We start from the raw sequence: 11,011 nt of genomic DNA, 5'->3' as shown, positions 1-11,011 counted from the left end.
CCGGCCGACCGCGTCCTCCAGCCCGGCCGCGAGGTCCTCGGCGGGGGTGACGGCGGCCTGCGCGGCGTGCCAGGCGCGCCGGTCGGGGTCGGCGCCGGGGTCGGTGACCTCGGCCAGCACGCCGTGCGCGCGGCTGCGCTCCTGAGGCGACGCCGTCCAGTAGGCGGCCGAGCGCACCAGCGGATGCCGGAACCGGACCCGGTCGCCGATGTGGCACAGCCCGGCCGCCACCGCCGGGGTCACCGCCTCGATGGCGATGCCGAGCCGGTCGGCGGCGCGCCACAGCGGCACCGGGTCGCCGCCCGGCTCCGCCGCCGCAACCAGCAGCAGCATCCGCGTGCCGGGCGCGAGCCGCGCCACCCGCCGCCGGTAGATGTCCTGGATCCGGCCGTCGGCGGCGCCGGGTCCGGGCGGGCCGAACCCGCCCGCGAACTCCGCCGCCGACGCCTCGCCCGCCATCTCCAGCAGCGCCAGCGGGTTGCCGCCCGTCTCCTCGGCGATCCGCTCCAGCACCTGAGCGTCCCAGGGGCCCGGCACGGCCGCCGACAGCAGCGCCCGCGCGTCCTGGACGGCCAGCCCGGCGACCACCAGCTCCGGCAGCCCCGTCAGCGCGGGCGCCGAGCAGGGCACGCGGTTCGCGAGGACGATCGCCACCGCGTCGTTCCGCAGCCGCCGGGCGGCGAACGCCAGGACCTCCAGCGACGCCGGGTCGAGCCATTGGGCGTCGTCCACGAGGCACAGCAGCGGCTTGTCCCGCGACGTCTCCGCCAGCAGCCCGAGCACGGCCAGCCCGACGAGGAAGTGGTCGGGCTCGGGTCCGGCGCTCATGCCGAACGCGGTCCGCAGCGCGTCGCGCTGCGGCGCGGGCAGGCCGGCGAGCCGGCCGGCCATCGGCGCGCACAGCCGGTGCAGCCCGGCGAACGCGAGCTTCATCTCCGCCTGGACGCCGGCGACGCGCGAGACCTCGAACCCGCGGGCCTGCGCGGCCAGGTGGTTCAGCAGCGCCGTCTTGCCCACGCCCGGCTCGCCTGCCAGCACCAGGGTCCGGCTCTCGCCGCCGCGGGCGGCGTCGAGCACCTCGGCGAGCCGCTCGCGCTCCTCCCGGCGCCCCTGCAGCACCTGGCGGGAGCCGCCGTCACCCCAGCTGACCTGCACGTCCGAGGCGACCGCGGGGAGGTCCGCCCGCACGCGGACGAGCCCCCGCCATCCCGTCCGCGGCCCCAGTGGCGACTCGGCCTCAGGCCATTCGTCCACCGTCATCCGGCTCATGCTGTCCACAAGGCTGCACCTCCGCCATCCCCACTCCGGCCGCCCCGCCTGGACGGGGCATCACGTCACATCGACCGGATAGGGCGGGCACCCGTGACACATCCGCGACGATCACCGGCCGCCGCGCCCGCCCCCGGGCCGGACGCCGTCCAGGGTTCCTCCCAGTCGTCCACCCGGGTGCCGCCCGGCCCCCGTCCCGGCGACCGTTGATGTTCGCCCACACGTGAACGGCCCTGGAGCAACGATGACGAAGCACTGGTCCGAGTCGGCGTCGTGCCGGTCGCTCGACCCCGAACTGTTCTTCCCGGTGTCCCGGGAGGCGGTGTACACGGCGCAGATCGCACCGATCCGCCGGCTGTGCGCCGCGTGCCCCGTCGCCGGCCCGTGCCTGGATTGGGCCCTGGCCACCGGGGAGCCGCACGGCATCTGGGCCGGGACGACGCCGAGCGAGCGGCGCCGCATCCGCGCCGCCCGAGGGGCCGGCCACCCAGAGGAGCACACCGGGCCCGCCGGATCCCTACGGCCGAGTGGATCGATGCCGACGGCTCACGAGGGGAGATGAGCAGCGGCCGACTGCGCGCTCTGCCTAGCCGTCCGACCGCATCGCGGCGGGGCGGGCGTGGTGCCGGCCGATGGGCAGCATCAGCGGCCGTCCGGACACCGGGTCCTCCATGATGCGGCTGTCCAGGTCGAAGACGGTGCGCACGACCTCCTCGGTGAGGACGTCGGCCGGAGCGCCGGAGGCGTGCAGCCGCCCGCCGGCGAGGGCGATGAGGTGGTCGGCGTAGCGGGCGGCGAGGTTGAGGTCGTGCAGGACCATCACGATCGTGGTGCCGCGGTCGCGGTTCAGGTCGGTCAGCAGGTCCAGCACCTCGATCTGGTGGCTGGCGTCGAGGAAGGTGGTGGGCTCGTCCAGCAGCAGCAGGTCGGTCTGCTGGGCCAGCGCCATCGCGATCCACACCCGCTGGCGCTGCCCGCCGGACAGCTCGTCCACGGCCCGGTCGGCGAGGTCGGCGGTGCGGGTGGCCTCCAGGGCGGCGGCCACGGCGGCGTCGTCCTCGGACTTCCACCGGGAGAAGATGCCCTGGTGGGGATGGCGGCCCCGGCTGACGAGGTCGAGCACGGTGATGCCCTCGGGCGCGACCGGCGACTGCGGCAGCAGCCCGAGCGTGCGGGCGAGTTCCCTGGCGGGCATGCGGTGCACCTCCCGGCCGTCCAGCACGACCCGGCCCGTGCGGGGCGCGAGCAGCCGGGACAGGGAGCGCAGCAGCGTCGACTTCCCGCAGGCGTTCGCGCCGACGATGACCGTCATCTCGCCGGGCGGCACGGCCAGGTCGAGGGAGTCGATGACGGCGCGGTCGCCGTAGCCGAGGCTGAGGCCCTCGGCCGCCAGGGAGTGGGACGTGGTCACAGCGAGCCTCCGGCACGGTGGGTGCGGACGATCAGGTAGACGAGGTACGGCGCGCCGAGGACGCCGGTGACGACGCCGACCGGGTAGCGGGTGTCGAACGCGAACTGGCCGATGAAGTCGCCGGTCAGCACGAGCAGGGCGCCGACGAGCCCGGCGGGCAGCAGCAGGGAGCCGCCGGTCCCGATCAGCCGGGCCGCGATCGGCCCGGACAGGAACGCCACGAACGCGATCGGCCCGGCCGCCGCCGTGGCGAACGCGATCAGGCCGGTGGCGGCGACGATCACGGCGACGCGGGTGCGCTCGACGCGGACCCCGAGCGCGGACGCGGTGTCGTCGCCGAGCCGCAGCGCCGACAGGTCCCGCGCGAGGAACAGCAGCGCGGGCGTGAGGACGGCCAGCGCCGCGACGGTGGGCACGACCTGCTCCCACGTCGTGCCGTTGAGGCTGCCCGTCAGCCAGCGCGTGGCCTCCTGGAGGTCCCACTCCCCCGCCCGCGACAGCACGTAGGAGGTGACGGCGTCGCCCATCGCGGCGACCCCGATGCCGATCAGGATGAGCCGCGTGCCGACCACGCCGTCCCGGAACGCCAGCACGTACATCAGCAGGGCGACGCCCAGCGCGGAGACGATCGCGAACACCGACACCCGCGTCCCGCCCAGGGAGAACACGACGATCGCGATGGACGCGGCGGCGCTCGCCCCGGCGCTGATCCCGATGATGTCGGGGCTCGCCAGCGGGTTGCGGAGCAGCGTCTGGAAGGTGACGCCGCCGAGCCCGAACGCGAACCCGGCGGCGACGGCGAGGACGGCGCGCGGCAGCCGGAGCCGTCCGACCGTGAACGACGCCCCGGGCACCTGCTCGCCGAAGACCACGCGGAGCACGTCGCCGGGCGGGTAGAACGTCTGCCCGACCATCAGCGTGACGGCGAACCCCGCGACGACCAGCGCCGCCAGCGTCCCGACGAGGGCGCGGCGCCGGGCGGCGCGCCGGCGGCGGCCGCTCGCGACGGCCCGGACGGCGGCGGGGGCGGGGACGAGTGCGGTCACAGCTCACGCACCTTCTGGCGGCGGACGATGTGGATGAAGACCGGCGCGCCGATGACCGCCGTGACGATGCCGACCTCGATGTCCTGGGGCCGCGCCACCACGCGGCCGACCACGTCGGACGCGGTGAGCAGCGCGGCGCCGGCGAGCACGGAGGCGGGGAGCAGCCAGCGGTGGTCGACGCCGACGAGCAGCCGGCAGGCGTGCGGGACGATGAGGCCGACGAAGGCGATCGGCCCGGCGACGGCGGTCGCCGCGCCGCACAGCACGACGGCGCCCAGCGAGGCCGTGACGCGGATGAGGGCGACGCGCTCGCCGAGCCCGGCCGCGACCTCGTCGCCCAGCGCGAGCGAGTTCAGCGACCGCGCCGACAGCAGGCACACCGCGCACCCGGCGAGCAGGAACGGCAGCACCTGCCCGATGCGCTCGTAGGACGCGCCGCCGACCCCGCCGACCTGCCACAGCCGGAAGCCCCCGGCGATGTCGTTGCGGGGCAGCACGACGGCGCTGACCAGCGACGCGAACGCCGCCGACGTCGCGGCGCCGGCGAGCGCGACCTTGAGGGGCGTGGCGCCGCCGCGCCCGAGCGACCCGACCCCGTAGACGAACACCGCCGTCACCGCGGCCCCCGCCATCGCGACCCAGATGTACCCGACCGGGGAGGTGAGCCCGAAGTAGGCGACGGCGGCGACGACGGCGAGCGACGCGCCCATGTTGACGCCGAGGATGCCGGGGTCGGCCAGCGGGTTGCGGGTCACGCCCTGCATGACCGCGCCGGACAGGGCGAGCGCGGCGCCGAGCAGCACCGCGAGCAGCGTGCGCGGGATCCGCTTGGCGACGGCGGCCCGTTCGAGGGTGTCGTCCGCGCCGCCGAGCGCGGCCCAGACGTCGGCGAGCGAGACGTCGCGCGAGCCGAGCACGACGGAGGCCGCCATCACGGCGGCGAGGACCGCGCCCGCGGCGACCAGCCCCAGCACGCGCACGCGCGCCGGACGCCGCACGAGCGCGGCGTCCGGCGGACGTTCGGTCGCGACCGTCGTCACTTGACCTTGTCCGCTGCCGCGGCCAGGGCCTTCACGTAGTCCTCCAGGACCCAGGAGATCGCGAGCGGGGTCGGGTTGGCGGCGGTGCCCGCCGGGGTGGTGCCCGACATCAGGTACATCGAGCCGCGCTTCACCGCGGGGATCTTCGACAGCAGCGGGTCCTTGCCCACCTTCTCGGCCAGCTTGGCGTCGCCGTACCCGACGATGATGTCCACGTCGTCGAAGATGTCGATCTGCTCGGAGCTGCGGGTCAGCGCGAACTTGTCGGTGCCCTTGGACGCGTCCACGATGCTCTTCGGGAACGTCATCCCGAGGTCCTCGAAGAACAGCGTGCGGGTGTCGTGCGTCGTGTAGAAGCCGATCTGGCTGACGTCGTTCGGGTCGAGGTGCGTCATGAACATCGCCGACTTGCCCTTGAGCTGCGGGTACTTCGCGATGGCCGTCTTGATGTCGCCCTCGATGCCGGTGATGAGCTTCTCGCCCTCGGCGGCGAGCCCGAGCGGCTTGGCGTTCATGCGCACGACCTCGCGCCACGGCGTCGCCCAGGGCGCGTCCGGGTAGGCGACGACGGGGGCGATCTGGCTGAGGGTGTCGTAGTCCTGCTTGGTCAGGCCCGAGTAGCCGGCGAGGATGACGTCCGGCTTGGTGTCGGCGACGGCCTCGAAGTCGACGCCGTCGGTCTCGTCGAACAGGACGGGCGTCTTGGCGTTCAGCTCCTTGAGGCGCTTCTCCACCCACGGCAGGACGCCGTCGCCGTTGTCGTCGCCGAAGTTCGCGGCGGCCATGCCGACCGGGACGACGCCGAGGGCCAGCGGCACCTCGTGGTTGGCCCAGTTGACGGTGGCGACCCGCGTCGGCTTCGCCTTGATGGTGGCCGTGCCGAGCGCGTGCTCGACCGTCATCGGGAAGGCGCTGCTCGACCCGCCGCCCGCGCCCGCCTCCTTGGCCGTCTCGGACGAGTCACCGCAGGCCGCGAGGCCGCCCACCAGGACGGCCACCGCGGCGGCGATGCGAAGGCTGTGCAGACGTTTCACTCCGTACTCCACTGTCGGGAAAGCGGCAGGCCGGGAATTAGTTAGGTAAGCCTTGCCTTGGCTCGGAACCCTAGAGCGGAGGGGCAGAATGTCGCAATCACCCGTTTGGGACACCCGTTATCGCGATCGGGACACGCGGGCGCGGACGGAGCCGCGGACAGAGCCGAGCTCACCGCCCCCGGAACGTCCCCGGGGTCAGCCCGGTCGCCCGCCGGAACGCCGCGCCGAACGCGCTGACGGAGTGGTAGCCGACCTCCTCCGCCACGGCCTCGATCTCCCAGCCGCGGCTCAGCAGCGCCACCGCGTGCCGCGCCCGCGCGATCGCGACCCACCGCCCGAAGCTGGTGCCGGTCTCGGCGTTGAACGCGCGGGTGATGGTGCGGCGGCTCACGCCGAGGCGGGACGCCCAGTCCGCCAGCGTCCGCCGGTCGCCCGGGTCGGCGCGGACCGCGTCGGCGATCGGGCGCAGCAGCTCCGACGTCGGCATCCGCAGCAGCAGCTCGTGCTCGGACGGGGTGAGCACGTCGAGCACCATGGCCTCGGTCACCGCCCGCGACCCGGCCGGCAGGCCCGGCTCGGCGAGCCGCTCCAGCAGCAGCCGCAGCAGCGGGGTGATCTCCACCGCGACCGGCGTCGCGGAGATCGGGGACACCGCGTCGAAGCCGAAGAACGTCGCCCGGCAGCGGGTGCCGGCCGCCGCGGCGCCCGAGTGCAGCGTGCCCGCGGGCATCCACAGGCCGAGCGCCGGGGTGATCGTCCAGACCCGGGGCCCGACCCCGGCCGTGGACGCGCCCCGCTCGTTCCACAGCAGCTCGTGGAAGGGGTGGGAGTGCTCGTTCCAGGTGACGTCGCGGTCGAAGTCCTCGCTCCAGCACATGATGGCGAACGGCATCTCGACCGGCCCGGCGGCGAGGGCGGGCAGCGTGCGGGTCTCCTCCACGGCCTCGACCCTCCCTTTTGGTTAGCCTTACCTTATAGTTCGTCGGATGCAGCCCTCTGAGATTCGCGCGGTGCGGAGCGAGGCCGAGCTCCGGGAGATCGTGCGGGAGCCGTCGCAGGTCATCTGGGACAAGGACATCGGCCGCATCGACGAGCACGCGCGCACGCTGATCGCGCACTCGCCGCTCGTCCTGCTGGCGACGTCGGACGCGGAGGGCACCTGCGACGTCTCCCCCAAGGGCGACCCGGCCGGGTCGGTCCTGGTGCTGGACGACCACCGCCTCGCGATCGCCGACCGCCCCGGCAACCACCGCGTCGACGGGTTCCGCAACGTGCTGCGCAACCCGCACGTCGGGCTGCTGTTCCTCGTGCCGGGGATGAACGAGACGCTGCGCGTGAACGGCCGCGCGACGATCGTGTCGGACGCCCCGTTCTTCGACGACCTGGCGATCAAGGGCCGGCGGCCCCGCCTCGCCCTCCTCGTCGAGGTCGAGGAGCTCTACATGCACTGCGCGAAGGCGTTCCTGCGCTCGTCCCTGTGGCAGCCCGAGACCTGGCCGGACCGCGCGAAGCTGCCGACGCTCGGCCGCATCATCAAGGACCAGGTCGACCTCGAGGGCGTGTCCGCCGAGCAGATCGACGAGGACCTCGCCGTGGACGCCGAGACCAACCGCTACTGAGCGCGGCCCGAGGGGGCGGGTCAGGCGTCGAGGGCGCGGCCGAGCCGGTGCAGCCGCAGCGCGAGCTGCACTTCGAGGGTGTGCTCCGGGCTGTTCCAGTCGACGCCCAGCAGGCGTTTGACCCGGTCGAGGCGCTGCGTGACGGTGTTCGGGTGGATGTGGAGCCGCTTCGCGCTGGCGACGAGACTCTGCCCGGTGGCGAAGTAGGTGCCGAGGGTCTCCATCAGCATCGCCCCGCGCTGCTCGTCGTGCTGGATGACCGGGCCGAGCGTCCGCTCCACGAACCCGGTCGCGGACGCGCCGTCGCCGAGCAGCAGCCCCGCGTAGCCGAGGTCGCCGGCCGTGGCGGCGGTGCCCGCGCGGTCGAGCCGGAGCAGGGCGTGCGCGCAGGCCAGCGCCTCGGCGTAGGCGGCGGGCAGGTCGGCCGGGTCGTCCACCGGGCCGGCGGCGCCGACCGTGACCGGCGACCCCAGCCGCGCCGCCAGCGAACGCGAGATCCGGCGGCCCGTCAGCGACGGGTCGTCGGACGGGACGACCAGCACGGCCCGCCCGTCTCGCACGGTGCTCAGCCCGTCGCGGGCGGCGGCGAGGTCCGACGCCGCGGAGGCGAGGCTCCGCCGGTTCTCCGCCCGGATGTGCGCGACGACCACGGCGTGCCGCTTCTGCGGCTGGTAGCCGATCCGCAGCGCGCGCTCGGCCAGTGAGGAGTACGTGCGGGGGTTCGGCGTGAGCAGGTCGTCGAGCAGCTCGCCGCGCACCCTGGCCTCCGCGGCGGCGAGGTTGCGGCCGAACAGCAGGAGCAGGGACGCGACGACGGCCGCGCGGCCGAGCAGCCGCCCGTCCAGGTCGCCGATCCCGGCGGACGCGTCCGGCGGGGCCCACACCAGCGCGCCGAGCCGCTCGGTGCCCGCCTCCAGGCCCGTCGCCCAGTACGTCCCGTCGTGGACGCCGCCGCCCGGCCCGCCGAGGCCGCCGCCCGCCGCGGCCGACATCTCCTTCAGCGCCTCGTCGGACGCGCCCGGCGTCCAGGCGACGGGCTGCTCGAACTCGTCGAACACCGCGAGCACGCCGCCGAGCTGGTCGCCCGCCGCGGTCACGACCTCCTGCACGCCGCCGCCGCGCAGCACGATGTCCATGGTGCGGTCGTGCGCCGCGAACGCCCGCTCCTCCGCGACCGTCCGCCGGCGCAGCGCCGCGTTCGCGAGCCGCAGCGCCGCGAGCTCCTGGTCCTTGCCGTGCCTCGACCGCGCCTGCTCGATCGCGGTCGCGGCGAGGACGGCGTACGAGCCGAGCAGCGCGATCGCGTCGTGCGGGAACGGCCCGGGGCTGCGGTTGGACGCGAAGAGCACGCCGAGGACGGCGCCCGCGCGCAGCGGCACCCCGACGATCGACACCTGCCGCTCCGCGCGGACCGAGGCGTCCACGGCGGGATCGTGCGCCAGCCGCTCGTCGCTGAAGTAGTCGGACGTCGAGAACGGCGTTCCGGTGGCCGCGACCCGGCCGCCGACCCCGACTCCGAACGGGATCCGGACGTCCTTCCACGCCGAGGACGTCGCGCCGACCATCACCCGCATCCGCGTCGACCGGTCCGCGTCGTCGTTCAGGCTCAGGTAGGCCATGTCGCAGCCGAGCAGCCGCCGCGCCCGGCTCACGATCAGGGTGAGGATCGCGTCGGGGTCGCCGCGGTCCTCCGCCAGCTCCGTCGCGCACTCGACCAGCGCGCGCTGCTGCTCCTGGCGGGCGTGCTGCTTCTCCAGCGTGTCGCGCAGCCGGAGCGCGAGCGTGTGCTCGGCCTGCAGATGGTCGATCTCCGCGGGCGAGGCCGCGTCCGCCACCGCGCGGCGCAGGACGTCGTCGTACCGGGGCAGCGGTGCGCCGTCCACGAGAAGCCGGAGAAAACTGCGCCCTGCCACGACCCCTCGCTTCCGCATGCTGATGCTCAGGGAAATGAGTAAGCGCATAGTCACCGAGTAGGATGCCGCTGTCAAGCGCCCGGCCGCGCCGGGAGGAGGCGAGGGGACGCGATGGCCAGACGGCAGGCCCGGTTCACCGCCCGGGACCTGGCGGACGACCCCCGGCTGCGCGACCGCTCGCCCGAGCTGTGGCGGGCGGACCTCGGCGCGGTGCCGCGCGGCCTGCTGACCGCGGCGGTGCGCTGCTTCGCCGCGAACGGCTACCACGCCACGACCACCCGCGACATCGCCGAGGGCGTCGGCCTCAGCCCGGCCGCCCTGTACGTCCACTTCCCGTCGAAGGAACTGGTCCTCTACGAGATCATCAGGGCGGGCCACGAGCGGGTGCTGGCCCACGTCCACGAGCCGTCGGTCAGCGGAGCCGACGGCGCGGCGGACCGGCTCCGCGCCGTCGTCTCCGCGTACACGGCCTGGCACGCCCGCCACCACGTGGCCGCCCGCGTCTGCCAGTTCGAGCTCACCGGCCTCACCGCCGAGCACTACGACGAGGTGCTGGAGCTGCGCCACCGGACCAACGCGTTCTTCCGCGACGCCGTCGCGCGCGGCGTCGCCGACGGGTCGTTCGCGCAGGTCGACGTCAAGCGGGTCACGCGCGCGATGCTGTCGCTCAGCATCGACCTCGTCCGCTGGTACCGGCTCGACGGCCCCGACACCCCGGAGCGGCTCGGCGAGTTCTACGCCGGCCTGGCCCTGCGGATGGTCGCCCGCTGACGGACCGCCCGCAGGTGCCGGGCCGTCCCCCAGATGCCCCGGCGGAACAGCAGCACGATCACGATGAAGATCAGGCCGGTGACGATCCCGGTCTCCTGGAATCCGGCGGTGGCCAGGTAGTCCTGGAGCTGGACGACGAGTGCGGCGCCGATGGCGCCGCCCCACAGGGTGCCGATGCCGCCGAGGACGACCATCATCACGGCCTGCCCGGACGTCGTCCAGTACACCCCTTCGAGGGACGCGAACCCGTGGCCGATGGCGAACACGCCCCCGGCCAGCCCGGAGAGCCCGGCGGACAGGACGAAGGCCAGCAGCTTGTAGCGGTCGATGCTGTACCCGAGGGCGCGGGCCCTGTTCGGGTTGTCGCGGATGGACACCAGCACCCGCCCGAACGGCGACCGGACGATCCGCCAGGCCACGAACATCCCGGCCAGGACGAACGGCAGGCCCGCGTAGTAGAAGTAGAACGGATCGGACAGGTCGAGGCCGAACAGCTCTCTCGGGATGCCTTGCAGTCCGTTCTCTCCGCCTGTCGCGTCCCGCCACTGGTTGGCGATGAAGTAGACCATCTGCGCGAAGGCCAAGGTGACCATCGCGAAGTAGATCCCGGTCAGCCGCACCGACAGGAAACCGATCGGAACGGCCAGCAGCGCCGCGAACACCGCGCCGCCGATGATCGCTACGGGGAACGGCAGCCCGGAGTGCAGGGCGATCAGGCCGGTGGCGTACGCGGATCCGCCCCAGAAGGCGGCGTGCCCGAACGACAGGAGGCCGGTGAAGCCGAGCAGGAGGTCGACGGCGGCGGCGAACAGTGCCCAGCAGGCGATGTCGAGCGCGACCGGCGGATAGACGAACCAGGGCAGGGCGAGCGCGGCCAGCAGCCCGGCGGCGAGCAGGACGGGCCGTCC

11 protein-coding genes are annotated in these 11,011 nt (G+C 74.3%); 3 read left to right on the top strand and 8 right to left on the bottom strand.

Annotated features, from left to right (window positions below; genetic code table 11):
• Positions 1 to 1,260, bottom strand: a 1,260-nt coding sequence (locus AB0K34_RS44190) for an AAA family ATPase (RefSeq protein WP_364554502.1), incomplete at its 3' end; no start/stop codon positions are given.
• Between the two features lie 253 nt (positions 1,261 to 1,513).
• Here AB0K34_RS44190 and AB0K34_RS44185 point away from each other — a divergent pair.
• Entirely contained in the window at positions 1,514 to 1,831 is a 318-nt protein-coding gene (locus AB0K34_RS44185; RefSeq protein ID WP_138638658.1) for a WhiB family transcriptional regulator, read from the top strand.
• A gap of 24 nt (positions 1,832 to 1,855) precedes the next feature.
• Here AB0K34_RS44185 and AB0K34_RS44180 read toward each other — a convergent pair whose 3' ends face one another.
• The 5 genes from AB0K34_RS44180 to AB0K34_RS44160 form a co-directional block, all read right to left on the bottom strand.
• Positions 1,856 to 2,680 carry an ABC transporter ATP-binding protein gene (locus tag AB0K34_RS44180; protein WP_138638657.1) on the bottom strand — a complete coding sequence of 275 codons (825 nt, stop codon included), beginning with the start codon at positions 2,678 to 2,680 and terminating at the stop codon, positions 1,856 to 1,858.
• The gene (locus AB0K34_RS44175; protein ID WP_138638656.1) at positions 2,677 to 3,726 is read right to left on the bottom strand and encodes an iron chelate uptake ABC transporter family permease subunit; all 1,050 of its coding nucleotides are present in this window, start codon (positions 3,724 to 3,726) and stop codon (positions 2,677 to 2,679) included. The genes AB0K34_RS44180 and AB0K34_RS44175 overlap by 4 nt, the downstream gene beginning before the upstream one ends.
• The gene (locus AB0K34_RS44170; protein ID WP_138638655.1) at positions 3,723 to 4,766 is read right to left on the bottom strand and encodes an iron ABC transporter permease; all 1,044 of its coding nucleotides are present in this window, start codon (positions 4,764 to 4,766) and stop codon (positions 3,723 to 3,725) included. Before AB0K34_RS44170 ends, AB0K34_RS44175 begins: the two co-directional genes overlap by 4 nt.
• Positions 4,763 to 5,800 carry an iron-siderophore ABC transporter substrate-binding protein gene (locus AB0K34_RS44165; protein WP_240808078.1) on the bottom strand — a complete coding sequence of 346 codons (1,038 nt, stop codon included), beginning with the start codon at positions 5,798 to 5,800 and terminating at the stop codon, positions 4,763 to 4,765. Before AB0K34_RS44165 ends, AB0K34_RS44170 begins: the two co-directional genes overlap by 4 nt.
• Positions 5,801 to 5,969: 169 nt before the next feature.
• On the bottom strand, positions 5,970 to 6,740 hold the full coding sequence (locus AB0K34_RS44160) for an AraC family transcriptional regulator (RefSeq protein WP_240808076.1): 771 nt from the start codon (positions 6,738 to 6,740) through the stop codon (positions 5,970 to 5,972).
• Positions 6,741 to 6,786: 46 nt separating this feature from the next.
• Here AB0K34_RS44160 and AB0K34_RS44155 point away from each other — a divergent pair, with 46 nt between their 5' ends.
• Positions 6,787 to 7,419: a pyridoxamine 5'-phosphate oxidase family protein gene (locus tag AB0K34_RS44155; RefSeq protein ID WP_138638654.1), complete on the top strand. Its 633-nt coding sequence runs from the start codon at positions 6,787 to 6,789 to the stop codon at positions 7,417 to 7,419.
• 20 nt (positions 7,420 to 7,439) lie between these two features.
• Here AB0K34_RS44155 and AB0K34_RS44150 read toward each other — a convergent pair whose 3' ends face one another.
• A complete protein-coding gene (locus AB0K34_RS44150) occupies positions 7,440 to 9,302 on the bottom strand; it encodes a helix-turn-helix domain-containing protein (RefSeq protein ID WP_171069191.1) in 1,863 nt (620 codons plus the stop codon).
• Positions 9,303 to 9,443: 141 nt separating this feature from the next.
• On the opposite strand from AB0K34_RS44150, the gene AB0K34_RS44145 reads away from it, so the two are divergent.
• Entirely contained in the window at positions 9,444 to 10,103 is a 660-nt protein-coding gene (locus AB0K34_RS44145) for a TetR/AcrR family transcriptional regulator (RefSeq protein WP_364554497.1), read from the top strand.
• Here AB0K34_RS44145 and AB0K34_RS44140 read toward each other — a convergent pair.
• Positions 10,067 to 11,011: branched-chain amino acid ABC transporter permease (locus tag AB0K34_RS44140; RefSeq protein ID WP_364554495.1), on the bottom strand; the 945-nt coding region annotated here is incomplete at its 5' end. The two genes, AB0K34_RS44145 and AB0K34_RS44140, sit on opposite strands and share 37 nt — an antisense overlap.

Source organism: Actinomadura sp. NPDC049382 (assembly GCF_040677125.1).
GTDB classification, from domain to species: Bacteria; Actinomycetota; Actinomycetes; order Streptosporangiales; family Streptosporangiaceae; genus Spirillospora; species Spirillospora geliboluensis.
Note: the sequence above shows the minus strand (reverse complement) of the source record. Positions and strands in the feature narration are given on the sequence as shown.